Genomic DNA, 24,993 nt, shown 5'->3' with positions numbered 1-24,993 from the left:
AATATGGTTTATTTACAAATTACACTAAATGTTGACCACGGTAATAGAAAAGCAGCAGCAGAGGTTTTTAATACCTACAAAGCCCCATTTTTAGACACTGTAAGAGGCGCAGTTTCAAAAGAGTTATTAGCGCGTGATGAAGATGTACAGGTACTTCACGGCTTTGAAACTATTGAGCACGCTCATGAGTACTTAGAAAGCGATTTATTTAATGCAGATGTAGTTACCGCGCTCGCGCCACTACTTACTAATGAACCAGAAGTACGCATTTACTGCGTAGCTTAGTAAAAATTTAAGATAGGAAAGTAAAAAAATGTCACAAGATTGGAACGCGTACCGCACCGAAGTAATGAACACTGTAGGTGCGTTTGCTAAGCAAAGCCCAGATACCCTACGCGGATTAATGACAATGGATGGCGCTGGCGAAAAGACAGGCCACTTAACGCCTAAATTACATGAGCTAATAGCGCTCGCTGTTGCAGTAACAACACGTTGTGATGGGTGTATTGCGATGCACACTAAAAAAGCGGTTGAGCACGGCGCAACAATTGGTGAAATATCTGAAGCGTTAGGCGTCGCTGTAGCCTTAAATGCAGGTGCTGCGCTAACTTACAGTGCACGAGTACTTGACGCTCACGCACAATTACAAAACGCTTAATAAGCGTAAATTTATAGAGCAATAACTTATGTTATTGCTCTTATTTTATTTAGGTTGGACAAATGCGAGTCAATTCAGATTTTTCACAACAAGCTTCTATGCTAGCAAGTCAATATAGTTGGCAAACATCGCCTCAAGCGGGTGTTGAGCGAGTAATGCTCGACAGAATAGGCGCTGAAAAAGCCAGAGCAACAAGCGTAGTACGCTACGCGCCTGGGTCTACTTTTCCAAGCCATGCTCACCCCGGTGGTGAGGAAATAATGGTACTTTCAGGCACCTTTTCAGATGAGTCGGGCGACTATCCACAAGGTTTTTATTTACGAAACCCGCCTGGGTCTTCACATGCACCTAAAAGTAAAAGTGGCGCAACCATTTTTGTAAAACTGTGGCAAATGTGCGTAACAGAAGCCACCTCTGTGCGCATAAATACACACGATCCGGCTACGTGGATAACCCAAAATAACCGCCTAATATGCCCGCTTTATCAAGATGATAACGAAGTAACTAAACTGGTAAAGTTAACCCCGCAACAGCCCCTATTTGATAACCTAAAAGCACATAATGCCTTAGAGCTATTTGTACTGGGCGGCAGCGTAATACACAACGAGGTTGAATATACAAAAGGAAGCTGGCTAAGGCTGCCAAGCACGAGTAAAGCGTTAATATCTGCGGGAAATAACAGCGCTACAATTTACCTAAAAGTAGGTAATTTTATAAACATAGGCTGTGGAGGCTAAATAATGCGTACAAAAATTGCGATTATAGGCGGTGGGCTAAGCGGCGTGTATGCAGCTTACCAGTTAGAGCAATGCGGCATTACCGATTACATATTGCTTGAAGCCAGAGACCAATTAGGTGGCCGTATTATGGACTTTACAAGCCTGTCGCAAGCGACAACAAATAGCTTTGATCTTGGCCCAACATGGTTTTGGCCAGAGTTTCAGCCGCAATTAAATGCCATTATTAAAACCCTAAACCTAGAAACATTTGCCCAGTACGAGCAAGGCAATACGTTAGTAGAGCGCTCACATACACAACCGCCCACAGCAATACCCGGTTATACGCATGCGCCTACGTCTATGCGGTTAAAAGGTGGCATGGGCACCCTTATTAATGCCTTACATGCAAAGCTTAGCAACAAACACATAGTGACCGGCGCTTTGGTTAAAACAATTACCCACCAACACGGTAATATTGAAGTTAACTTTAGCACCTCAAAGACAACCGATCATAAAGTAAACGTTGAGCACGTAATGCTTGCGCTACCACCACGCTTAGCCGCAAGCCAAATAACATTTACCCCCGCATTGCCAAGCGATTTAGTAACGCAGTGGCAAAATACCGCAACCTGGATGGCACCCCACGCTAAGTATATTGCAGTGTACGATACGCCATTTTGGCGTAAGCGAACGCTCTCGGGCAGCGCCCGCAGCAGTGTTGGGCCAATGGCAGAAATACACGATGCATCAAATCCACAAGGCCAAGCGGCATTATTTGGTTTTATTGGTATACCCGCCGATGATCGAAAACGCATTAGTAATGAAGATTTAATCACCCATTGCAGAGCGCAATTAGTCAGGCTTTTTGGCACACAAGCCGCTACACCCAAAGCCGATATTATTAAAGACTGGGCACAAGACCCACTCACCGCAACACATTTAGATACACATGCGGCTAATACGCATACCCCAGCACCTTACATAACCGCGCAAAATGGCCCATGGCATCAAAATTTAGTCGGTATTGGCAGTGAATGGTCAGTGCAATTTCCGGGCTACGTTGCCGGTGCGGTTGATGCGGCAAATATAGGTGTTGAGCATTATTTAAAAAAGGTTAAAGCATGATGTGTAGAGGCTGAGGTTTGAGCTTAGTGCTTTAATGGATAGCTCATAACGGCAGCTGATGGGCGGTTATGAGCGTTCAAGAAACAGCCATCATTATAGTGATTTAAACAGATTAACTTATTCGTTTTTAAACTTCCTAAATATCCACACATTCAGCCCAATTAGCAACATAACAATTAATGTTAGAATTGGAGGCTTTGATTGTAATGGTAAAAACTCAGCAGTTACCTCTGGAATCATGTGAACATACACTGCGACAAACATAATAGATAGCGCTAATAGTGATGAGCAATAAAATACTTTTCTTATTATATTTTTTGTTAGAACCTTGGATAAAGTAAGCACAATCAAAAACCCTAAACCTGCTGAAATTTCACCTAATTGACCAGCCCACCTAGCTATCTCGGGTAATGGCAGTCCACTCAAAGCTATTTGTTTAGTAAACATAGTATTGAACGGCTCAAAGAACTTTACTGTGCCAGCCATAATTAAAAAAATAGCTAACAAGCCGGTTAATAGCTTTTGCATGATGGCCGAAGGGTTCATCGCTGAATGGCGTAACGCCAGCCACATTAACCCGACAATAACGAATACACTCGATATTAGTGATACTTCTAGTAATAATTGTTTCCCCATTTCATTTTTCCTATATTTTATGGTGAATTATTTCTCTTCAGATTCTAATAATACTTTGCTAACAAAAAGCCGAACTGTTGGTGCAACTACAGCTAAAAGCAATAGTGCAGAAGGAATAACTTCTCCTATAGAGTATGACCATGCACTCATAAATGAGACATCGTCAGACACCATTTTCCTGGCCATAATAGCCGTCATGCCCAAAAGCATTGAAGGTAAAACCATTGAGGCTATTAGCGGATATTTAAATTTTTGAGGGAATTTTTTCATATTGGTCACACCTTGAATAATTTAGAGGGCATATTTTAAAGCCTTGCCCTTATTTCAAAAATAGCTATTATTGAAATTTATAAATTCATATTTGAATGATTAGATATTATGGATGCAAAAGAGCTCGGCAATTTATATTGGTTTTGCCTGTCAGTAGAGTGTGGTGGTTACGCCCCGGCTAGTCTTTTAGCTACAGCCTCTGCCCCGACGCTTTCTAGGGCTGTGAGTCAGTTAGAAGAAAAAGTAGGTGAGAAACTCATTCATCGACATGCCAAAAAATTCCAACTCACTAATGCAGGTGAAGAATATTACCGACGCTTTGCTCCTATTTTCAAACAAGTTGATGAACAATGGCTCAACCTTTCTAATACACAGGCAACATTAACGGGTGAGATTTATGTATCGTGTCCAGAGCCTTTCGCTGATTATTTTCTTCAGAATCTAGCAATCGAATTTATGACAGAACATCCCGGTGTTAAAATCCACATTAGTTTCTCTTCTGACACTGAAAACTATATTGATGAACGTATTGATCTCGCGATTGTTACTACACCGAGCAATATACCTACATTAATTCAAAAACCCTTATTTCAAACTGAGCTAGTCTTAGCTGCATCACCCAAATACCTTAAAGCTCAAGGTATTCCCAATAATATAGAGTCATTACTTGAACATAATTTACTTGCAGGAAATACTATACCTTTTTGGGAATTTAAGTACCAAGGTGTAACTACAAAGCTACCTGTAATGGCTAAGTATTCAATAAATAGCCTCCGTTTAATGATTAATGCAGTTAAAGCGGGCATAGGGATAGGCTTGATACCGAAAGAAGTGTTAGAATTTGAAAAAGACGCAGTGCTACAGAGGGTATTGCCCGATGTAGAGTGCCCGAAAGGCAAAGCTTATATTGTATGGAGTGATCGTCAGTTGATTGCTAGTAGGGTGGTCGCATTTAGAGAAAAAATAATTCAAAAAATGGATAAACCATCAGACTTATTTAAATCCATAGTGAGTTAGTTTTGCTAGAACAGATTAAGTGCTAAATACATTAAAAAGATAAGTCTAATAGACCGCTATTGGCTATTATAGTATTGATGACGTTGATAAAAATAAGCGCTTAAAGTCAGTACAACTTCTCATTTTGCTTCTGGCTCTAACAATATTTTCGTCACAAGGAGTTTAATCGTTGGTGCGACAACTAATAATAGCATTATTGCAAAAGGGATAATTTGCTCAATAGAGTTAATCCATGCACTGATAAACGAAGCCTCATCAGGCAGGGTTTTATAGGCCATCACCCCAGACGTTCCTAGCAACATTGAAGATGACACCATAGAAACAGTAAGTGGATATTGATACTTACGCGGAATTTTTTTCATGCTTGCTCCAAGGTGTCATTAAAATTCAGCTTACTGAATAGAAAGTAAATAGCTAAGTCCTAATACAGAAATAATACCAAAGCTTGCCATGGTCCATTTTCTTCTATCTTTCTCTGCTATAACGACAAAAAAAAATAACAGTGCTTGAGAGTAGATAGCCGTATAACCCTTAGCTATTAGCTCAAGATTTACTATGAAAAATCTTTCAAGATAATATTGTCTGCGTAGCTTTGGTAAGCACCTTCAATCATCTTAGCCATATCGTCTGGGAAGAGTAAAAAGTCGCCTTTTTCAAGAGAGTCTATAATGCCTTCAGAGACAGACTCAGCACTTGCTAAGTTATCAAAGCCAGCTCTTTTTCCCATATCTGTTTCAATTGGGCCTGGGTGAACACTAAGTACCTGAACGCCTTTTTCGGCAAATGCGTCTTTCAATCCTTGTGTGATTGAGTAGGATGCAGCTTTAGATGCCGAGTAAGTGGTTTCCTGAAGAAAGTTTTTCATCGATACCACAGAATTCAGTTGGACTAACGCACCTTTATTACGTTCAAGCGCTTTTGCAAAGGCGTTAGCGATACGCACTAAACCATAAACATTAACGTCTATTTCCCTAGCTAAAGACTCAAAAATATTCTCTGCTAAAGGTGTAGTCGACAGCATTATACCTGCGTTGTTAACTACAAGATCGACATCAGTAGCCTCAGCTGCCGCTTTGTTAACTGAGTCGGTGCTTGAAATATCCGTCTGGATAGTTGCTACTTTTTCACCGTATTGCTTTTCTAATGCTTTAGTTGACTCAGGATTGCGCACACCAAGATATACTTTTTTGGCACCGTGTTGCAGAAGTGACTCAACAATGGCTTTACCTATGCCACGATTTGCGCCGGTAACGAAAGCTACTTTGTCTTTAATGATAAAACTCATTTGATATTCCTTTGGTTTAGTATCCGTTGCGATTGCTAAAGTTTTATCGCAACGGAAAATTGATTAGGCTGTAATACAGTATTTACTATAACTGTGCAGTTATAACTCGTTACTTTTTAGTCCATTCAAATTTATTAAACATTGAATCTACTGGTGTTTCAGCAATGTGGTTTACATAGTTGCTGATCACTTTTTGTGATAACCCAAGAATGATTTCTAATACTTGTTGCTGCGCGTAACCTGCGGCAAAGAAAGCATCGACTTGTTCAGGTGTTACGTTGCCGCGTTGGCGTACGATAGCTAGCGTGAAATCTTGAAGCGCTTGTAGTTTCTCTGTTGGCATCGCTTCTTGGTTACGTAACGCCTCAGTTAAAGCGGCATCAACTTTCATTGAGTGTGCAATACCAGTATGAGCTGGCACACAATAATGACACTCATGCTCAACGTTAATTGTTTGCCACACTACAGTTAATTCTTCTGCGTTGAATGATGTTGCTGTAAATAACTGATGTAGCTGTGTATAAGCTTTTAATATTTCTGGTGATTCAGCCATTGCTGCATATAAGCCAGGAACAACACCCATTTGCTTTTTAGCGCCCTCTAAAATTGCTTTGCTTTTTTCTGGTGCTGTTTCTACTGTGTGTAATGTAAATTTGCTCATTTTTAATCTCCAATGACATAGGTTGTTTAGGGGTTGTCCCTATATAAAAAGGGAATAAATCTTGAAGCCCCTTAGTTGATGGAGTGAACTATATACCCACCTGAACGATCGTTCAAGCTATATTTGAGCGATCGTTCAATTATTTTAAATATGTAAATATAATCTATTGTATTTAAATGGATATTTGTCTTGAAATATTTTTGCTTTATTAGAAGTCACCTCTGCTGAGTTTAACTTTACCTAAAGATAAAATATAACTATAATTGAACGACTGTTCATTTAATGTTTTTAGGTGAAGTTATGGCAAAGACCACAACATTTGATCGCCAAGAAGTGATAGATAAGGCAACCAATCTTTATTGGAAGAAAGGCTTTCATGCAACATCAATGCGAAACTTGCAAGACGCGGTAGACCTTCGCCCCGGTAGCATATACTCAGCATTTGGTAATAAAGATGGTTTATTTAAGGAAGCCTTAGCTAACTATGCTGATATGAGCCTGTCACTATTACAGCAATGTAAAGACGAACATGATTCGCCACTTCATGCACTAAAAGCCTTTATGAAGTTAATAATAGTAGAGTCACAAAATAGTGCTCCAAATGGCATTTGTATGCTGTCAAAAACTATTTCAGAATTAACAGATGAGAATCAAGATTTAATTGATGTAACGAAAGCACATCTAGTTAATATATCCTCAGCATTGGTCAAATTAATTGAAGAAGCACAGACATTAGGTGAGGTGGATAAAAATAAAAATGCTGAAGATCTTGCTACCCATGTACAAATTCAAATAACAGGTTTACGTACTTTTGCTAAAATTAATAAAGACAAAAATAAGGTTAGTGCCATGATAGACGATATTTTTACGCATTATCCTTTTTAATAGGAGTTAAGGGTTAATCATATAGGTCTAAAGGATCAAACCTTGGCGGCCTACAACATGCTCCTGATCCTCTGAAAATGGCACTCTCTAGCTACTCAACAACATTAAATACTGTAATAATTGGCAAAGTATTTTACTGTGTCGGATGGCGCTTCGCTTATCCGACCTACACTGGCATATACCTAACAGCTCAAGTTAATCCCCCAAATTATTAATTCTCTTCACCGCCTTACATTTAACAGCAAAGCCATTTACACATTTGAGCGGGTTGACTCTATAAACCCTTTTACATAATCAAGCTGTAAGTCGTCATCGCGCACGCCTACATTCACGCTTTTTTGCAGCCCTTTATTACCTATGCGGATGCCTTTTATGCCTAAACGGCTTTCGTGCGATGACACTAGCCACTCGGGTAATGCTGCCACGCCACGATTGGCAGACACTAATTGCAGCATCATTTCGGTGCTTTCTATGGGTACTCTGCGTCTGGGTTGCACGTTAGCGGGGTCTAAAAATCGGGTATATACATCTAAGCGGTTGTAGCCTACAGGCACGGTATAAAGTATTTGGTCTTCGAGGTCTTGCGCTGTAACAAACGCTTTGTTGTATAACGGGTTTTGCTCGCTCACGACAATACATAAATTGTAGTTAAACACAGACCTAAAGTTTAAGCCCTCTGTATTGACGGGGTCGGGGGTTATTAGCACATCTATTTCGTTGGCTTTTAGCGCTGCTATGCCATCAAATCTAAAGGCACTTTTTATTTCTACGTCTACCTCTGGCCATGCTTTTAAAAATTGCTGAATTTTGCCCATTAACCATTGCTCACACGGGTGGCATTCCATGCCTATACGCATGATTCCTCGCCGGCCTTGGGCAAACTCTTGCAGTACGCGCTCGGCGTGCTCAAATTCGGTGACCATTTTGTCTGCAAGTGAAAGTAAATAAAGCCCCGCCTGAGAATACACCAGCGTATTGCCTTTACGGTGCCACAGTTTTACGCCAAATCGGCGCTCTAATTTAGCAATAGTATGGCTCACAGCCGACTGGCTTAAGTTTAAACTCTCGGCCGCGGCGGTCACGCTTTTAAGGCGTTTAACCTCTTTAATAATGTGTAGATGATTACGCTCAAGCATTATGATTTATATTCATTCCAAAACCAGTTTTTACCATTGGTGTTCATAATGGTGTTTTGGTAATATTATCACATTACATACTCAAGTCTATGCACTTTGCTGTTGTGCTATGTATACACACCAGCAAAACGCCTAGCATTTAACGTATAACCGGGAGACACAGCTTATGTTTAGCGACTCTATCTATACCTTTATATTAATAGGTATAGGGGGCACACTAGTGTTAGATATTTACGCGGGGTTACTCGCTAAGTTTTTTGATTTACCTGCCACAAATTGGCGATTAGTCGGGCGCTGGGTAGGTCATATGAAGTCGGGGCAATTTTATCAGCCTGCACTACCTAAGGCCGAAAAAATACCGGGTGAGCTTACCATTGGTTGGGTTGTACATTACCTAATTGGCATAGCGTACGGGTTAATATTAATGGTGTGTGTAAACACGCAGTGGCTTGATTTGCCAACCATACTACCTGCATTACTTGTTTCGTGGTTTGGCATAGTTGCCCCCTTTTTTATTATGATGCCAGGCATGGGGGCGGGTATGGCCGGTGCAAAAACACCTAACCCCACCGTTACGCGCATAAAAAGCTTTGTAGGGCACACCATATTTGGCTTAGGCATGTTTTTAACCGCACTGGTTTTAGCATAATTTTAAGTAGGAAAGCAGACTATGAACATTTTAAATTTAAGCACCTATTCTACGCATATAAAAATAGTGGGCTTATTAGCTATTGTTATTTCAATAGCTGCGTGGAGCACAGATTTATTAGGCATTGTGTATGCGTGCCCCTATTGTAGAGTGCAGCGCTCAGTAATAGGCCTGTTAGGCTTATTATTAATAACGCCTGCGGTTACACACTGGATAGGCAAATATTTCTCTTTAGTAATTGGTTTTTTTGGCGCTACAGTGGCTGCTAATCAGCACTTTATGGGCTGGAAAAAAATATCAGCAGGCACCTTTGAATTTAAAGATAACCTGTTAGTTGACCCATTTATTTTATCGGCCTGTGCACTAACAGGTATTATTGGGCTCACTTATTTAGCAATAACAGCCGCAAAGTTACCTGCTAAAACGGCTTAACATTTAGTACCGTAGCTAAAACAAACAAGGCGCACTTTTTATTAAAAGTGCGCCTTGTTTTTTTATATATAAATTTAATTTAGTTACGTTAAATCTGTTTTTTCTATGCGCTTAAAGCAATCTACTTATTACCACCTATCTAAAAATAACTCACAGGCTTCTAAAAGCTTTTCCCGTGCAATGCCGTCTCTTGATTGAATAGAAAGGCCATTAATAAAGGTATCTAAAATTAGCATAAATTGCTCTACGGGCATTTCTTGTTGCCACTCTTGCTGGGCTGTTCCGCGCTCTATGCATTTTACAAGCGCTTTACGAATGTCGTTGCGTACCGACAGCGCCATTTGCTCAACTTCTTTATTTTCGTCGCCGCAATTTAAGCCAGATAAAACAATCATGCAACCCGATGGTTGCTTAGTTGAGGTTTGCATATGAATGGTTTTAAACACCATGTTTTTAATCGCTGCTTTTGCAGGAACCGACTCGTTTTCTAGCTCCGAAAAGGTCTCTCCACAGGTGCTGGTATAAAGTGCTAAACATTCACTGTATAGAGCTTGCTTTGAGCCAAATGCTGCGTAAAAACTCGCAGATGAAATATTGCCTAACACTTTGCGTAGCTCAGCTAAAGAAGTGGATTCGTAGCCTTTTTGCCAAAATAAATCCATTGCACTTTTTATTGCATCTTCACGGTTAAACTGGCGTGGGCGTCCGGTTCGGGCCATATAAATTACCTCAAGTAAGTAAATTTTAAATAAGTGTATTGTTAGTTAAAACACTCAAGCCCGAAATACTAAGTATTGTCGGGCATTGTGCTGATCATATCATAAGTTTTAAATACAGTTGCTGTGCTAAGCACCTAAGCGAGTAAAGTATTGCTCTACATCTAATGCTGCTTTACACCCAGAACCTGCAGATGTAATTGCCTGCCTATAATGGTTATCGCTTACATCACCTGCGGCAAATACGCCGGGAATATTCGTTAATGTTTCACCATTTTCAAACCCAGAATACACATTAATGTAGCCATCGCGCATATCAAGCTGATCTTTAAAAATATGTGTATTAGGCTGATGCCCAATGGCAATAAACACGCCATTAACGCTCAGTGTTTCTCTATTGTGCTCCGCTAACGTTGATTTAATAGTAATTCCTGTAACGCCGTTAGCGTCACCCACTATTTCATCAACCTGGTTATTCCACTTAATGGTTACTTTACCTTGCGCTACTTTATCAAATAGGCGCTGTTGTAAAACCTTTTCGGCACTGAGTGAATCACGACGGTGAATAAGCGTAACGTGCGAGGCAATATTAGCTAAATATAAAGCCTCTTCTACAGCGGTATTACCACCGCCAACCACAGCTACGCTTTGGTTTTTATAAAAAAAGCCATCGCAGGTTGCACATGCCGATACACCTTTGCCTTTAAACTCAGTTTCGCTTTGTAGGCCAAGGTACTTTGCCGATGCGCCCGTAGAAATAATTAACGCATCAGCTGTGTAAGTTTGCTGCCCTTTAAGCACAAATGGCCTTTGCTGCAGGTCAACATGTGTGATGTAGTCATGCACGATTTCGGTATTAAAATTTTCAGCATGTTCTTTAAACTGTCTCATCAGTTGTGGCCCCTGAATACCCGTTGGGTATCCTGGCCAATTTTCAACATCAGTCGTTGTTGTGAGTTGCCCACCCACTTCAAGGCCAGTAATTAGTAATGGTTTAAGGTTTGCTCTAGCTGCATAAATAGCTGCAGTGTAACCAGCAGGCCCTGAACCCAAAATTATCAACTTTCGATGTGTGCTCATTTACCACCTCTTTGGCGTACTAATCTTTTAAAATTAGCGCTTGTAGCTCTGGCGCAGGCATCATACCTACAGAGCGATTTATTTCTTTACCGTTTTTAAATACAACAACAGTAGGAATACTTCTTACCGCTAATTTGCCTGCAACTGATGGAAAATCATCAATATTAAGCTCACCCATAATAATATTTTCATCAGCGAGGTTATCGGCTACTTGCTCGTAAATAGGCGACATCATTTGGCATGGAGCACACCACTCGGCCCATAGTCTTACAACTAATTTGGCGTCTTTTTTGTTTAGCGATTCAAAGTTTTCATCATTTAATTTAATTACTTGGTTAGTCATTTTTGGCTCCTAGTTAAAAGTAAAAATCGACCCACAGTGACACACCTATATTTCGCCTAACAGGTCATTTATATATGCAAACTACGCATAATAAATATCAGAGCTATAAACGTGTTTTAAAAAGATGCTATTTAAAATAAGAGGAACAAACTCTTAAAAATATCAACTTAAAACACATTACCCAGAACACTTGTGGATCGATTGATCCGAAATTTACACTCAAGAATAGCGAGTGTCAACAACTTATAGAACACTCATTCCACAAATAAGTGGAATTAACACTCAAAAAGCCGCACTCATAAATTAATTTGAAGCGACTTTGTTTTTATTTTTTAAATTAAAGCAATAGGTTATAAAGTAAAAAACAACGCAGCTAGGAGCTGAAATTTAAAATAATTAATTTATGGTTTATGAGTAAAGAGTAGGGAAGGTGAGCAATATACATTCTGAGGTTGTGAGTTTTTCTTAAATAATTTGAATAATAAATGCGATTTAAAAGCATAATAATGAACGCACATTGTATTTATTATGCTATTTGAAGGTTTAGAGGCCTACGACGGCGCTGCGCCTTTCCATTAAAGTTACATTGCGCCATACGCCATGCAGTTGGCCTAATTTTTCTCGGTTTCCAACTTGCCTAAAACCATTACGAGTATGTAGTGTAATGCTGCTTATGTTTTCAGGGAATATACTGGCTTGTAGCATCCATATACCGTTTTTTTCTGATTCTTTAATGAGTGCACAAAGTAATGCGTGCCCCAAGCCTTTACCTTGGGCTTGGTTTGCAACATATACACTTACCTCGGCAACGCCCGAGTAAACCTCACGGCTTGAAACCGCAGATAACCCGGCCCAGCCAAGCACCTTTTCATCCTCAACTGCAACAAGACGACAACAGTTGAGCATAGAACTATTCCATTGTTCCCAATTTTTAGCTTCAGTTTGAAAGGTCGCGTTGCCGGTATCAATGCCTTGCTGATAAATATTTTGAACGGCTAAAAAGTCGTTCTCTGCAAATGGCCTTATGATCACAGTATTTCCTTAAAACTATTATCATTCTTTAAAATTAGCGCTTACTTATAAATGAGTTAACGGCTAATTTTAATTACCGCTAACATATCGTCTTCGTCCTCATCGAGACCCACTTCCTCAAACCCAAAACTTGAATAAAAATCTTTAGCTATTGAGTTTTGCGGGTTATAACAAATCTCGATTTGTTCAAGCTTAGAAATCGTTTTAATCTCTTCAATTGCCATAGCCAGTGCTTTGCGCCCAATGCCTTTATTTTGATAATACCAACTCCATTAAGTATGTGTTCTAAATTTTACGCCGAAAAAACAATTCAGTTCTAGGCGTAAATTGATGTAAATGGTTGTTCCCTTTACGAAATTTAAAACAAAGAAATGGGTTGTTTTAGCAAGTAAAATAGAGCAGCTATTTATTGGAGTTGGTATAAGTTTGATCTACCATAAAGCGCCAAATAGAAACCTTTTTAGGGGTTTCTTGTACCCACATAAAAAATCCAACTGGCAGAGCATTTAAGTAAATCGCTTTACAGGTATACCCACTATTATAGTGCCCCTCAACTAACGACCACATATTACACGCTACGTATTCTTCTTGCGTTTTAGTAACATCCAATTCGCATATGGCTTCATAGTTATCGGCGGTGATGTCTTCCAGTGACAGATTCATGTTTTTCCTTTAGAACAACTTTGTGCAATTAGTAAGCTATCAGTGTATGTACCTATAATCAATCAAATGAAGATATTGATTTTTATACACCCAATATTAGCCAAATTAATAATCTACAAATCTATTTAAAACAAAAAGGCCGCAGTAAATAAATACTGCGGCCTTTGTTTTTAGCTAAACTTTTTTAAATTAGCTACGTTTAGTAAGCGCCTGCGCTGTAAATAAGCTCGTAGCTGTGGCTGTAAATCTCAAGGATGTTACCAAACGGGTCTTCCATGTAGATCATGCGGTACGGCTTTTCGCCAGGGTAGTAGTAACGTGGCTCTGGCATACGTTTTTTACCACCTGCAGCAACAATACGCTCCGCTAAGCCTTCTACATCTGGGTCTTGTACACAAAAATGGAAGATACCGGTTTTCCAGTATTCAAAGTTGTCGTTAGGGTTTTCTTGGTCTTTAAATTCAAAAATTTCTACACCAATACGGTCGCCTGTTGAAAGGTGCGCTATTTTAAATTTTTCCCAATTTGGACCAAATACATCGGTACACATTTCGCCAATGGGGCTGTTATCTTCAGTGATCACGGTAGGCTCCATTATGGTGTACCAGCCCATCACCTTAGTGTAAAACTCTACGGCTTTTTCAACATCAGGTACTGAAATACCAATGTGCGAAAAACTACGTGGATATGTATGACTCATAATGCTTCCTCTTTAACGTGTGACTTATCTTGTGACTAGTTGATGGAGTTAGTTTACGAATTGACCAATATTAAGTAAAATTATCATTAATCATCATTTTGAGTACGTTTTGTAATGATAAACCCGACATGGTTAAACACGTTTTGTACGTTGGTTGAGGTAAATCATTTTACCCAAACCGCCGAGCGCTTATTTATGACCCAATCGGGCGTAAGTCAGCATATTAAAAAGCTAGAGCAGCAAGTAAACTGCGCGCTATTAGAGCGCCACGGCAAACAATTTACCCTTACCGTACATGGGCAAAATTTGTATCAGCAAGGCAGTTTGTTATTAAAAGAATGGCAATTTTTAGAACAACAATTAAAAGATGACTCGCCTTACAGTGGCCTAGTAAAAATACAATCGCCTGGTAGTTGTGGGTTACAATTTTATAGCCAATTATTAGCATTACAGGCTGAGCATACCGAGCTTAATATTGATTATCGCTTTGCACCTAATACCAGTGTAGAGCAAGCGGTGGCAAACCACAGTGCCGACATAGGCTTTTTAACCCAAGCCCCCACGCTTAGCGAAGTTACCAGCCACAAAATTGGCCAAGAAGCTTTATTATTAGTAACCCCAGCACATATTAAAAACCCAACATGGGAGGTTTTATGTGAGCTTGGCTTTATTGGCCACCCCGATGCAAAACACCACGCGCAGCTATTACTTAGCGAAAACTACAGCGAGTTTGAGCATATTGATCAAATTAAGCGTACGGGGTTTTCTAACCAAATAAGTTTAATACTCGAACCGGTAAGTTTAGGGCTAGGTTTTACTGTTTTACCTGCTTATGCGGTGGGCGCATTTAATAAACCAGCACTTATAAAAACGCACCATTTAGCTAATCCAATCAGCGAAAATATTTATGTGTGTCATCATCGAAACAGGCCAATGGCAAAGCGCATGCACACGGTAATTGAGGCGATAAAAGCGGGGGAATAGTTTTTTAAAAAGGCAGTACAGCCAGCTTTTATTTACTGTACTGCCTTTTTGGGTTTTAGCGTGTTTAAACTTTAAACATATAGGCGCTTACATACGCCTTATTTTTAAATACCAACCATAAAGTAAGCGCTATAAGGCCAATACTTAGCTGAATAACACCTAAGTTTTTAATTAATGTTTCTGCATTAAGCGATACAAGCGCCATGCCTATTGCACCTGCAATCATAGAACAAAACTGAATAACGGCCACAGCAGAGCCCGTGTCCGTTGTTTGTTGCTCTAACATTAAATTAGTACCGGGCACGCGGGTAATAATAACGGTTAGGGTGGCTATTGCTGCTAATGCACCAAATACCCAAGGCGATAAACCACCTATAAAAATGGTACTTATACCGCATGCTGTTAGGGTTAAAAAACTCGCAGTAATTATTTTTTTTACCGATACACGTTTAGAAAGCCGCATATAAATCGTTGGCCCAAACGAGGCGCACACAGCATTCGCTGCAAAGGCGTAACTAAAGGTTTGCTCAGACAAACCAAAACCGTTGATATATACATAAGAGCCCGCCGCTAAAAACGACATTAACGCCATAGGCACAATAGTAAAAACAGCCAATAGCGATAAAAATGGCGGATTTTTAACTACTACAGCTAATCGCCCCCACGACTGAAAAACAGAGCCGGCGTAGCGTGTATGTAAGGTTTCGCGGTAAAAAAAGGTAAATAACATAGCCACCGAGCCAAACACGGCTAAAGCAGCAAACATCATATGCCAATTAGCAATTTTTAATAGCAATGCGCCCAGCACAGGCGCCACCATAGGGGCAATAATAACCAGCGACATAATAGTGGCGATAATTTTTTCTCGCTCGCGGCCATCGTACAAATCTTTTACTATTGCCGTGGCTACAACCGTTACTGCACTTCCGCCAAAGGCTTGTAATAAACGCGCGCCTATAAGCATTTCTACAAAATTAGATAACGCACAAAGCACACTGCCTATTACGTATATTCCAAGGCCCATAAGCAAAATAGGTTTACGGCCAAATTTTTCACTTAATGGGCCCCAGAACAATAATCCTATGGCGTAGGCTGCAAAATATACGCTAAGTGTTAAGTTAACCATGGCTTGGTTAGTATTTAGTTTCTCTACCATAGTAGGTAAAGCAGGAAGATATAAATCGGTAGTTAAAGGGGGAAATGCACTAGGGCGTGTTGATCTTTGATGGTTGAATTTGCAGCAGTATGTTTGGTTTTTAGGCAAGGCGGAGCCTATGAAGTGTGGTTATTCCCCATAAATAGGCGATAACGCAGCATAAATGCCAAACATGCGCTGCCCTTCGGGTTCTGCCTAGGGGCGATAAACTCTTTGTTACTCGGTTTTTACTTAGCCCACTAGGTTACAAACCTCGCGCCGCGATTTAATCGCCCCTAGATTGAACAAATTTCAATCCGCAAAGATCAACACGCCCTAAAATAACAAAAAAATTAACGTGCCAGTTTTGCCTAATACAGGCTGCTCTACTTTCAAACTAAACTCCAAAAAAAACAAAGTAACTGACTAATACACAATCTTGCTTATAAATAACGTGGTAAATGCAAAGCACGACTGCACTCATTACCTACTTAATAGACTCCTTTTGTATGCTCCACGTTATAAGTAGATTTTATATACTCTTAGCCCATGTGTATATTGCTCATTTTTTATGTTCGTTTTTTATGGCTGTCTATTACTTTACCAGTAATAGCCAGAGAGTTTAATTTATGCTGTACGCTTAGGCTTTTGCTTAATAGCGAGTATGGTTTGCTTAGCTTGCAAATACACTTTGTGCACTGCAAAGGTTAATAAGCTCATAAGTACCATTAAGCACAACGTTGGCCAAAGCGACTGTGTATGATAACCAAACACGCCCATAAGCCAGCAAATTAGCACCCATTGAATAATGTAAAGGGCCGTTACATGTTTGCTCGCATATAAAAGAGCGCGTGTAATAGGGCCATTAAATTTATTGGCAATGGCATATTCTATTAAGGCTAATGCACATAAATTTAAACCAACTAAATAAATAATACCGCCACCATTTAAGTGAAAAAAGTTACCAAACTGGCCTTTAAAATCAATAAATAACCACACTGAACCAATCACTAATAATGCGGCCCCTAACTTTGCACACACATTAAATAAATACGCTGCATTACGCTGGCTATTTATATATACACGCCCAAGCACGTAGCCGGTTAATATAGCGCTTACCCACGGAAATACCGGAAAATAAACTTGGTAGTTATTAGCAAAAAACAAATCACTAATGTAAGGCGAAAGCGCAAACTGCTGCCCCCTAACAAACTGGCTTACAAGTGCAATAGCCATGGCTAAACATGCAATCCATGTGGTTTTCCAGCGGGCAATATTAAGCGCGCCAAACAGCACTAAGCTCACCCCAGAAAGTTGTAAAATATCACCGGTTAACACCATAAATTGTAACTGCCCAGCACTGAGCGGGCTTTGCCAGCCATAGGCATTTATAAATGCCTCGGGCATGGTATTAAATACCTCAATGGGTAGCCAAAATTTTGCCACATTCATTAAATAGGCAAGTAGTAAAAGCTGTATACCACGCTTAATTAATAACATGGGGGTTTGCCTGCGCGAAAGCGCCATAGACAGCCCCATTGCCACTAAAAACGAGGCGGTGCCTTTGCCAAGTATATGGATAACAGCCCCAAATAGGCTCTCACTTTGAAGCGTTGTGCTCGAGTACATCCATAAAGTGTGTACCAAAATCATAATAAAAACGCTCGCACCTCGGGCAAGGTCTATCGTTTTAAGACGTGTGTTCATTGGTTTTAATATCCTTTTTAGGGCAGGTTTGGCATTTGTTATAACCAGCTAAATAATAACGACAGCACGTTAAGCGATCGGCCGTTAATTTAAATGGGGTGTTTAAATTAAAGTGATTGCTGATTAAATTGTGTAGCTGCTGATGGCAATGTGTAGTGTAATCAGCGCTTGCTAAATGTAAGCTATGGGCGCGCTCAAATGCGCTGTTAAGGGTGTCGATTAACAACCGCCCTTGCTCCTTTTTGCCCAGCGCATAATCGGTATTTATCCACTTACCTACACAGCTAATAAACTCAAAAAGTGCAGTGTTTTGATCAGCTTTACTTAATATAGGCGCGCCTGTGAGGTTAAACCCTCGGCTATAAGCGCCATTAATTTTAAGCTGTAATTGCATGGGGTTATGTGCATTTTGTTTAGAAGTATGCCAATAACAATAGGCATACATAGTTTGCCAACAAAGCTGCAAATATAAATGCCGGCTAATAAATTGCCCAGGCGCATGTGGGTAGTGCGCCTTGCAATGAATCGCTAATGTGCGCACTAAATCTAAGCTTGGGTGAGCCGCAGTAGCTGGCTCACTTGGGCAAAATAAAAAGTGCGCAAGGGTTACAGGCTTAGCCATACAGCTTTGCCGATACTGGGTTATTTAAACTTCCGGCAAACTGTAAACTGCCTGCTGGGTCGGTTAAATCAACCATTTGTTTATTATTGCCAAGCTGCAAGCGGTTTAAGCAAGAGTGTGCAAATTCATCACTAAAAAAGTCATACTCTTTAAAACGCGCATTTAAGGCAGGGTTAGCCTGTTGATACGCTTTAACACTTTGCGCAACGCCGTGCCAAAAGTCGTGCTCGGTAATGCGCTCTTCTCTTACTAAAATAGCCACAAGGTATCTAAAAAAGCAGTCAAATACATCGGTAAATATGCTCAGTAACTCAAGCTCTTTTGGCATAGCAATATGAATACGCGACACTTCCTCAGGTAAAGGTTCAGTGCTATTAAGCAGCGCGACTTCTTCGCCTATGTCTTTCATGTAAGCGCCCACAGGGACTGAATTTTTAAGTTTTAAAATAAGGTTTTCGCCGTGCGGCATAAACACTAATTTATGGGCATAAAAACAATGCACTAACGGAAGAAGATAGGCGTTAAAATAGTGTTGCAGCCAAGCATGTGTGCTTAAACCACTTTGATCTATTAATGCACCTGCCATACTTTTACCGTCGTTATCTAGGTGCAGTAGTGCGGCCATGGTGGTGAGCTGCTCATTATTTTGTAAGTTATGGTTTGGGTTCTCGCGCCATAAACAGGCAAACATTTTACGATACGGTGTATCGCCCAATGCGCTTTGCTCAAAGGTATGATGCGCATACCCTAAGGTGGCGTACTCTCTTAGTGCAGTAAAATTGCACGCACTGAGCGCGGGGTCGTAGTTTACTTTATTAAATACCCAATCATTTATAGCCGGGGTTACCGCCATATAAGCGCGCGAAAGCCCGCGCATAAAACCCATATTTAAAATAGACAGCGCCACTTTTAAATACGGCTTATGCGGGTGTGAGCAGTTATATAACGTGCGAATAGATTGTTGCGCTTGATATAAATCGTCGCCTTCACCTAAGTAAACTAAGCGGTTATTGGCAAACTCGTTGGCAAACACCACACTTAATTTATGTTGGTATTGCCACGGGTGCGCTGGTATTAATAGGTAGTCGTCGGGGTTTAGGTTTTGCGCTTTTAGCGCTTTGGTAAACGCATCACGGGTGGTTAAATCAAGCTCACCACTAATATGGCTTGGGTAATCACTAAAGTATTCACTATAAGCAAAATCACATACTGTTTTATGCGCCGCTAACCACAATACTTTAAACGGTTTACCCACCTCTGGCGCATAGCGTAAAAAGTCGGTTTTGCTAAAACCAATACGGCCATTATTAGCCACAAACGCAGGGTGGCCTTCGCTCATTGCGGCCTCTATTTGTTGTAGCCCTAATTGCGCTAGTTCGGCTGCGCTAAGGATGTTGTTTTCGCGTTTATAACAGGCACTGGCAAGTGTGGCGTTAAGCTCTTCAAGGTAGGTGGCTAAACGCTCGCCAGTTAAACCCAGCGCAGGGCCTTGCACGCTAAAAAAGTGCAGTACATCAAGCTCTGCTTGCTCGTTGTTAAGGTTATAAAAGCATAAGCTTGGCTCGTCTATATCTATATGATTAAGCGCCATAGCACGGCCATTAAATATAAAATAACCCCCTTCAATATTTACTTTAAAACCTTGTGGGGTTTGCTCTGCAACCAATAAGCGCTCGTGTACCAGTTCGCTAATGGCTTTACTTTGTAAGTGCCTGTTAGCCCACTGCCAGTGGTCAAACTTTACATAGTCGGTGTTTATTGGCATTTGCGCTTTGTGATGTAAATTAACGTGCGTTTCAAATGCAGCTTTATTACAAAACCCAAGGTAGGCGTTTTTATCACCAAGGGTTATTTGCTTAGTATGCACAAAGCCTAAACGCTTATTTAAGGTATGAATTTTACTATTGGCAATATCGGGCTCTACTACTACGCGTGCATCGGCATTATGAGTAAAAATACTGTGCAATACGCACTGCATTATTTCAAAACTAAAATGGCGTTTAGGCTGTGTATTTGGGGCAAGTAAAATATGCATGCCGGTATCGTTTGGCAGTACCTCATAGGCAGCTGCGAGTAGTTTGTCGTGCTTTGGGCTGTAAAGCTCAACTAAGGCAAGCAGCTCATTATTTTGCTCAATAACATAGGCATGATGGTGCGGGTGGTTAATTATATCTTGGTAGGCGCTGCACATTTGATCGTGTGTGTGTTTACTCATACCCCAAAAATGGGCGTAAGGTAGTGTAAGCCACTGGCAAATTATGGGCATATCGCTTTGCTGTAGTAACCGCATAGTCACATTACCGGTGTGTTGTAACGTGGTTACAAAAGATGAAAAATACATAAAAACTCCTAAATCTTTTTAAATATTAAGTGGCTGTGTGTGCAGCTTGGCCAACAAATTTAACGCGCCATAGCAAAATAGCGCCAAGGCTTGCAAAGCCAATGGCAGCAAAGTAAAAAGGCACGGTGGTATTAAAATATTCCACACTCATACCCACTAATAACGACGCTAAAATAACGCCAATATTTTGCGCAACATGCACTTTGGCAAAATCACTGCCGTAGTGAGCAGGCTCGCTTTTAGCAAATAGCATCACTTCTAATAAAACCATGACCTGAAATAGCGCTATACCGTATAAAACGCGAGAGCTGACAACTAACCACGCCGACTCTTGCGCCTGTAAATAAAGCCCAATAGCGCCAAAAATAAGAGCACACAACAATGTACTGGTGCGGCTAAGCGTAGGAAAAGGTAAGTGCTGCCTAAAGTGGTTAAACAACAGCATAAGTAGGGCTGCAAAAGCAGGAATGGCGTACACAAGCGCACTTTGGAATGCACTGCTTTGAGCGCTCATACCTTGCCAATGGGTCGTAAAAAACGGCCTAATTAAAAACGCGCTAAAGTAAACCACCACGCTTATAAAGCAAAATTGCCAAATAAAATACGGTGTACGAGTGCGCGGTTTTTCGCTTTCAATCGCGTGCTGATAAATACCTAGCTTTAAGCTCACCATTAAATAGGCGCACAGCAGCACTTGTATAACATCGCCCGCAGCACTTAATAACAATGCATAACGCGGTGTATTTATACTAAAAAAGTACCCGCCCACTAACGCACCGCCAATAGCACCAAAGTGCATAAGTACCGAAAACAAGCCAATAATAGAAAGGTGCTTACTTTGTTGCTCTAAACGCAGTGCAAACGGGTAAATAAGCAGGTAACTGGCTTTAAGCACCAACATAAGCTGATAATAAAACCAAAATTCCCACACGTTAGTTGCAAAATAACAAAGTAAACCAAAGCAGGCGGCAATCACTTGCGTTACAAGCCAAAGAGCCAGCTCGTGGTATTTTTTGGCAACCTTTGCCCACAGTGGCAGCGCGAGCATAACGGTAATACAACAGTTAGCTACAAACACGCCAATAAGTGTGGGGTTACTTACGGAAAATTCGCTGGCAAAAAATTGCGGATAAAACGGCAGTAATAAGGTGTCGCACACGACCGAAATAACCGTAAGCAAAATAAGCGCTAAACGTAAACTCATGCGGCGTTACTCTTTTGCTGTGAATGGGTTTCTACATCGCTTAAATCAAAACACTGAAAAGCAATTTTTTGTTCAACCTGATACGGCGCATAACCGAGTATTTCGCGCAAAATTATACTGTTGCGATAACACGCCATGCCTAAATCGGGGGTTACAAAACCATGGGTGTGCTGCTCTGCATTTTGTACAAATATACGTTTTTGTTCGCTATCTACCGCATACTCGCGGCTAACTAAATAGCGGCCTTGCTCATCTTCTGGGAGTTGCTGTGCAATGGGGTTTAAAAAAGCAGGGCGCTTGTATTTAAAGCCCGTGGCACAAATTAAGTAATCGGTTTTTATTTCAAAGGCTTCATTTAGCTCTTGATGATAAAACTCAGTGACTAAGCGACCAGCACTTTTACGTGTATTGGTAAGCTTGCTGTTAGTTTTAAATGTGGTAGATATGGGTCCATCTAGGCTTTGCGCGTAAAGGGTGTCAAAAATGTCATTAATTAAATCGCCATTAATGCCTTTAAATAAGTTTTTTTGATTTTGATTAAGCCAATCTCGTTGCTCAGTTTTTAAATTATAAAAGTAATCAACATACTCAGGAGAGGTCATCTCAAGGGTGAGTTTAGTGTATTCCAGCGGAAAATAACGCGGCGAACGCGCAATCCAATCTAGTTGTAAACCTTGTGGCACTGCTTGTTGTAATAAGGTGTGATAAATTTCAGCCGCACTTTGCCCAGCTCCTACAACCGTAACGCGTTTAGCCGTTTTTAGATCATCAAGGCGGTGGCAAAAATCGCTACTGTGCAGTACGTTATTTGAATTACTTTGCACTGCGCAATCAGGAATATATGGGGCAGGGCCGGTGCCAAGCACTAAGTGGCGTGTAACATAGTGTTGCTCCCCATTAGGGGTTTTACAGGTAACGGTATAGCACTCACTTTGCTGGCAAAATTCAACCTTTGTTACACTTTGCTCAAAGCTTACGTTACTAAGCTGCGAGCACACCCACTGGCAATAGAGGTTGTACTCTTTACGCAGTAAAAAAAAGCTCTCGCGAATATAAAATGGGTATAAGCGATTATTAAGCTTGGCATAATTTAAAAAACTGTACTTGCTGGTAGGGTCTGCAAGGGTCACCAAGTCAGACATAAACGGGGTTTGCAAGGTAACACCTTCTAGCATCATTCCAGGGTGCCAATCAAATTGGCTACGCTGCTCTAAAAATAAGCTTTTCACGTCCTCCAGTGGCTCACTTAAACACGCTAACGACAAATTAAACGGGCCAAGGCCAATGGCTATAAAGTCATAAGGTTGGTTACTCATTATTTTTGCTCCTTGTACGTTTGCCACGCAATAGTGCTAATTTGTTCAAGCACGGCGCGCACATCGGTCAATTGGCACTGGGCATTAAGTAACGTAAATTTAAGGTAATGACGGCCGTTAATTTTGGTGCGCGCAATCATGGCTTCACCAGTATTTAAGAATGTTTGGCGTACGTGCAGGTTTAGGGTGTCGAGTAAATCGGGGTTATGTTTTAGCTCCTCTGGCGCAAAGCGAAATACCAGCGCGCTGAGCTCTGGGTAATTTATAACTTCAAAATCAGGGTGGTCGTTAAGCACAATATGGGTTTGACGAGCAAGGCCAATTACTTTATCGAACGCTCGCCCAAGTGGCGCTTCGCCCATGGTGCGCAGTGTTAACCACAGTTTTAAGGCATCAAAACGGCGTGTGGTTTGTAAGCTTTTATCAACTAAATTTGGTGTGCCATTGCCGGCCTCAGCAAGCGGGTTTAGATAGTCGGCGTAAAGGGTAATATGGCTAAAGTGGCGTTTGTCACTTAATAAAAAAGCACTGCAGCTAACCGGTTGCATAAACGATTTATGGTAATCAATGGTAATTGAATCTACTTGTTCTATGCCGTTTAAAGCACTTCGGTGATGCTCACTCACCAATAAACCACCGCCGTATGCGCCGTCAACATGGCACCAAAGCTGCTCTTTTTTAGCAAGTTTTGCTATGTCTTCAACAGGGTCAATTGAGCCAAAATCGGTTGTACCTGCGGTAATTACCACAGCGATAGGTAAATCGCCCTTAGCTTTAGAATCCGCAATTGCGTGGTTAAGTGCGTCCATATCCATTTGCATTTTATTGTTTGTAGCCACGGGCACTACCGCGTTATAGCCAAGGCCCAGTAATGCCGCTGCCTTTTGAATACTAAAATGCGCAACCTCAGAGCAATAAATACGAAAACGTGAGGCTACTTCAGGCAAGCCTTGCAGTTTTACTTCATGATTAGGTGCATAGCGGCCCACTGCGACTTCGCGTGCAACAAGCATGGCCATTAAGTTCGATTGCGTACCACCACTGGTAAAAACACCATCAGCAGTGCTAGGTAATTTTGCTTTTTCACAGCTCCAATCTATTAATTTTTGTTCAATAAGGGTCGCGCCAGCGCTTTGATCCCAGGTGTCTACCGAGGTATTGATTGCGCCAATGATGTGCTCTGCTACAACTGCAGGGTACGTAACGGGGCAATTTAAATGCGCCATATAACGCGGATGATGAAAATACACAGCGTGATCTAAATACACACTTTTAAGCTCGTTTAATACGGCAGGAAAATCAGCAAGAGGTTTGGCTAAATCTACATCATTTACAGTAGCGGCAAGCGTATTAACCGCCACGCCAGAAAACGGCTTTTGCGCTTTAGCCATAGCTTGTTGTACAGCCGAAAGCCCCTGCAACGACGCTATTTGGTAGTTAATAAACTGATCGAGATTAAATTGAGGAGGTAACCCGTTTTGCTCAAATATTGCTTTATTTTCGACAGGGCTGAGCTGCGCCGATTGTAATTGTGACATATTCGCTCCTTGGTTGTACTTGTATTGGGGCTGAGGATCTTAATAGTAACAATTTGCATTTACAATAATGATTAAGGGTTAGATATAGGTTTATTTTCACAATTAGGAGTGACTGATTAGTTATAAGGAATTACTTTTA

General features: G+C 40.8%; 27 protein-coding genes and 2 pseudogenes. 9 read left to right on the top strand and 20 right to left on the bottom strand.

Going from position 1 to position 24,993, the window contains the following annotated elements; genetic code table 11:
- Nucleotides 1–3: 3 nt before the first annotated feature.
- The 4 genes from PSH54_RS00355 (at nucleotide 4) to PSH54_RS00340 (ending at nucleotide 2,502) form a co-directional block, all read left to right on the top strand.
- Nucleotides 4–285, top strand: a complete 282-nt coding sequence (locus tag PSH54_RS00355; RefSeq protein ID WP_096042628.1) for a hypothetical protein — start codon at nucleotides 4–6, stop codon at nucleotides 283–285.
- A gap of 28 nt (nucleotides 286–313) precedes the next feature.
- Nucleotides 314–658 (top strand): carboxymuconolactone decarboxylase family protein, encoded by a 345-nt coding sequence (locus PSH54_RS00350; protein ID WP_096042627.1) that lies wholly within the window; start codon nucleotides 314–316, stop codon nucleotides 656–658.
- Between the two features lie 62 nt (nucleotides 659–720).
- Nucleotides 721–1,395 carry a cupin domain-containing protein gene (locus PSH54_RS00345; protein ID WP_273605146.1) on the top strand — a complete coding sequence of 225 codons (675 nt, stop codon included), beginning with the start codon at nucleotides 721–723 and terminating at the stop codon, nucleotides 1,393–1,395.
- Nucleotides 1,396–1,398: 3 nt separating this feature from the next.
- On the top strand, nucleotides 1,399–2,502 hold the full coding sequence (locus PSH54_RS00340) for a flavin monoamine oxidase family protein (protein WP_055254279.1): 1,104 nt from the start codon (nucleotides 1,399–1,401) through the stop codon (nucleotides 2,500–2,502).
- A 117-nt stretch (nucleotides 2,503–2,619) separates the two neighbouring features.
- On the opposite strand, the gene PSH54_RS00335 is transcribed toward PSH54_RS00340, so the two are convergent.
- Together PSH54_RS00335 and PSH54_RS00330 are read right to left on the bottom strand one after the other, a co-directional pair.
- A complete protein-coding gene (locus tag PSH54_RS00335; protein ID WP_054982021.1) occupies nucleotides 2,620–3,138 on the bottom strand; it encodes a hypothetical protein in 519 nt (172 codons plus the stop codon).
- Between the two features lie 27 nt (nucleotides 3,139–3,165).
- Nucleotides 3,166–3,408 carry a hypothetical protein gene (locus tag PSH54_RS00330; protein WP_054982020.1) on the bottom strand — a complete coding sequence of 81 codons (243 nt, stop codon included), beginning with the start codon at nucleotides 3,406–3,408 and terminating at the stop codon, nucleotides 3,166–3,168.
- A gap of 108 nt (nucleotides 3,409–3,516) precedes the next feature.
- Here PSH54_RS00330 and PSH54_RS00325 point away from each other — a divergent pair, with 108 nt between their 5' ends.
- A complete protein-coding gene (locus tag PSH54_RS00325; RefSeq protein ID WP_054982019.1) occupies nucleotides 3,517–4,425 on the top strand; it encodes a LysR family transcriptional regulator in 909 nt (302 codons plus the stop codon).
- Nucleotides 4,426–4,544: 119 nt separating this feature from the next.
- On the opposite strand, the gene PSH54_RS00320 is transcribed toward PSH54_RS00325, so the two are convergent.
- The 3 genes from PSH54_RS00320 to PSH54_RS00310 all read right to left on the bottom strand — a co-directional run bounded on the left by PSH54_RS00320 (nucleotide 4,545) and on the right by PSH54_RS00310 (nucleotide 6,371).
- Nucleotides 4,545–4,787: a hypothetical protein gene (locus PSH54_RS00320; protein WP_054982018.1), complete on the bottom strand. Its 243-nt coding sequence runs from the start codon at nucleotides 4,785–4,787 to the stop codon at nucleotides 4,545–4,547.
- A 191-nt stretch (nucleotides 4,788–4,978) separates the two neighbouring features.
- Nucleotides 4,979–5,710 carry an SDR family oxidoreductase gene (locus PSH54_RS00315; RefSeq protein WP_054982017.1) on the bottom strand — a complete coding sequence of 244 codons (732 nt, stop codon included), beginning with the start codon at nucleotides 5,708–5,710 and terminating at the stop codon, nucleotides 4,979–4,981.
- A gap of 109 nt (nucleotides 5,711–5,819) precedes the next feature.
- Nucleotides 5,820–6,371 carry a carboxymuconolactone decarboxylase family protein gene (locus tag PSH54_RS00310; RefSeq protein WP_054982016.1) on the bottom strand — a complete coding sequence of 184 codons (552 nt, stop codon included), beginning with the start codon at nucleotides 6,369–6,371 and terminating at the stop codon, nucleotides 5,820–5,822.
- A gap of 300 nt (nucleotides 6,372–6,671) precedes the next feature.
- Between PSH54_RS00310 and PSH54_RS00305 the strand changes: the two genes are divergently transcribed.
- The gene (locus PSH54_RS00305; RefSeq protein WP_054982015.1) at nucleotides 6,672–7,256 is read left to right on the top strand and encodes a TetR/AcrR family transcriptional regulator; all 585 of its coding nucleotides are present in this window, start codon (nucleotides 6,672–6,674) and stop codon (nucleotides 7,254–7,256) included.
- Nucleotides 7,257–7,507: 251 nt separating this feature from the next.
- On the opposite strand, the gene PSH54_RS00300 is transcribed toward PSH54_RS00305, so the two are convergent.
- Entirely contained in the window at nucleotides 7,508–8,392 is an 885-nt protein-coding gene (locus PSH54_RS00300) for a LysR family transcriptional regulator (protein WP_096042624.1), read from the bottom strand.
- Between the two features lie 166 nt (nucleotides 8,393–8,558).
- On the opposite strand from PSH54_RS00300, the gene PSH54_RS00295 reads away from it, so the two are divergent.
- Together PSH54_RS00295 and PSH54_RS00290 are read left to right on the top strand one after the other, a co-directional pair.
- Entirely contained in the window at nucleotides 8,559–9,041 is a 483-nt protein-coding gene (locus tag PSH54_RS00295) for a DUF2938 domain-containing protein (protein WP_064385904.1), read from the top strand.
- A gap of 21 nt (nucleotides 9,042–9,062) precedes the next feature.
- Nucleotides 9,063–9,473 (top strand): hypothetical protein, encoded by a 411-nt coding sequence (locus tag PSH54_RS00290; RefSeq protein WP_138579673.1) that lies wholly within the window; start codon nucleotides 9,063–9,065, stop codon nucleotides 9,471–9,473.
- 128 nt (nucleotides 9,474–9,601) lie between these two features.
- Here the strand turns inward: PSH54_RS00290 and PSH54_RS00285 are convergent, their stop codons facing one another.
- The 7 genes and pseudogenes from PSH54_RS00285 to PSH54_RS00255 form a co-directional block, all read right to left on the bottom strand.
- Complete coding sequence (locus PSH54_RS00285; RefSeq protein ID WP_054982011.1) at nucleotides 9,602–10,192, bottom strand: TetR/AcrR family transcriptional regulator; 591 nt, start codon at nucleotides 10,190–10,192, stop codon at nucleotides 9,602–9,604.
- Between the two features lie 126 nt (nucleotides 10,193–10,318).
- A complete protein-coding gene (gene trxB, locus PSH54_RS00280; protein WP_273605145.1) occupies nucleotides 10,319–11,269 on the bottom strand; it encodes a thioredoxin-disulfide reductase in 951 nt (316 codons plus the stop codon).
- 19 nt (nucleotides 11,270–11,288) lie between these two features.
- Entirely contained in the window at nucleotides 11,289–11,612 is a 324-nt protein-coding gene (locus tag PSH54_RS00275) for a thioredoxin family protein (RefSeq protein WP_064385909.1), read from the bottom strand.
- Between the two features lie 543 nt (nucleotides 11,613–12,155).
- Nucleotides 12,156–12,644, bottom strand: a complete 489-nt coding sequence (locus PSH54_RS00270; RefSeq protein ID WP_273605144.1) for a GNAT family N-acetyltransferase — start codon at nucleotides 12,642–12,644, stop codon at nucleotides 12,156–12,158.
- Between the two features lie 56 nt (nucleotides 12,645–12,700).
- Nucleotides 12,701–12,904: pseudogene (locus PSH54_RS00265) on the bottom strand (GNAT family N-acetyltransferase); the annotation flags it as partial.
- Between the two features lie 160 nt (nucleotides 12,905–13,064).
- A pseudogene (locus tag PSH54_RS00260) lies at nucleotides 13,065–13,307 on the bottom strand (GNAT family N-acetyltransferase); the annotation flags it as partial.
- 199 nt (nucleotides 13,308–13,506) lie between these two features.
- Nucleotides 13,507–14,007, bottom strand: coding sequence for a lactoylglutathione lyase family protein (locus PSH54_RS00255; protein WP_273605143.1), 501 nt, complete (start codon nucleotides 14,005–14,007; stop codon nucleotides 13,507–13,509).
- Nucleotides 14,008–14,121: 114 nt separating this feature from the next.
- Between PSH54_RS00255 and PSH54_RS00250 the strand changes: the two genes are divergently transcribed.
- On the top strand, nucleotides 14,122–14,991 hold the full coding sequence (locus PSH54_RS00250; protein WP_273605142.1) for a LysR family transcriptional regulator: 870 nt from the start codon (nucleotides 14,122–14,124) through the stop codon (nucleotides 14,989–14,991).
- Between the two features lie 64 nt (nucleotides 14,992–15,055).
- Here PSH54_RS00250 and PSH54_RS00245 read toward each other — a convergent pair whose 3' ends face one another.
- The 7 genes from PSH54_RS00245 to PSH54_RS00215 form a co-directional block, all read right to left on the bottom strand.
- The gene (locus tag PSH54_RS00245) at nucleotides 15,056–16,255 is read right to left on the bottom strand and encodes a multidrug effflux MFS transporter (RefSeq protein ID WP_273605141.1); all 1,200 of its coding nucleotides are present in this window, start codon (nucleotides 16,253–16,255) and stop codon (nucleotides 15,056–15,058) included.
- Nucleotides 16,256–16,753: 498 nt separating this feature from the next.
- The gene (locus PSH54_RS00240; protein ID WP_273605140.1) at nucleotides 16,754–17,833 is read right to left on the bottom strand and encodes a heparan-alpha-glucosaminide N-acetyltransferase domain-containing protein; all 1,080 of its coding nucleotides are present in this window, start codon (nucleotides 17,831–17,833) and stop codon (nucleotides 16,754–16,756) included.
- Nucleotides 17,817–18,455 (bottom strand): hypothetical protein, encoded by a 639-nt coding sequence (locus tag PSH54_RS00235; protein ID WP_273605139.1) that lies wholly within the window; start codon nucleotides 18,453–18,455, stop codon nucleotides 17,817–17,819. The genes PSH54_RS00240 and PSH54_RS00235 overlap by 17 nt, the downstream gene beginning before the upstream one ends.
- Nucleotides 18,448–20,796, bottom strand: coding sequence for a GNAT family N-acetyltransferase (locus PSH54_RS00230; protein WP_273605138.1), 2,349 nt, complete (start codon nucleotides 20,794–20,796; stop codon nucleotides 18,448–18,450). The genes PSH54_RS00235 and PSH54_RS00230 overlap by 8 nt, the downstream gene beginning before the upstream one ends.
- A gap of 25 nt (nucleotides 20,797–20,821) precedes the next feature.
- A complete protein-coding gene (locus tag PSH54_RS00225) occupies nucleotides 20,822–22,000 on the bottom strand; it encodes an MFS transporter (protein WP_273605137.1) in 1,179 nt (392 codons plus the stop codon).
- Nucleotides 21,997–23,316: a lysine N(6)-hydroxylase/L-ornithine N(5)-oxygenase family protein gene (locus PSH54_RS00220; RefSeq protein WP_273605136.1), complete on the bottom strand. Its 1,320-nt coding sequence runs from the start codon at nucleotides 23,314–23,316 to the stop codon at nucleotides 21,997–21,999. Before PSH54_RS00220 ends, PSH54_RS00225 begins: the two co-directional genes overlap by 4 nt.
- A complete protein-coding gene (locus PSH54_RS00215) occupies nucleotides 23,316–24,854 on the bottom strand; it encodes a pyridoxal phosphate-dependent decarboxylase family protein (RefSeq protein WP_273605135.1) in 1,539 nt (512 codons plus the stop codon). Before PSH54_RS00215 ends, PSH54_RS00220 begins: the two co-directional genes overlap by 1 nt.
- Between the last annotated feature and the right edge of the window lie 139 nt (nucleotides 24,855–24,993).

The organism is Pseudoalteromonas sp. Angola-30, from assembly GCF_028599215.1.
GTDB classification, from domain to species: Bacteria; Pseudomonadota; Gammaproteobacteria; order Enterobacterales; family Alteromonadaceae; genus Pseudoalteromonas; species Pseudoalteromonas atlantica.
Note: the sequence above shows the minus strand (reverse complement) of the source record. Positions and strands in the feature narration are given on the sequence as shown.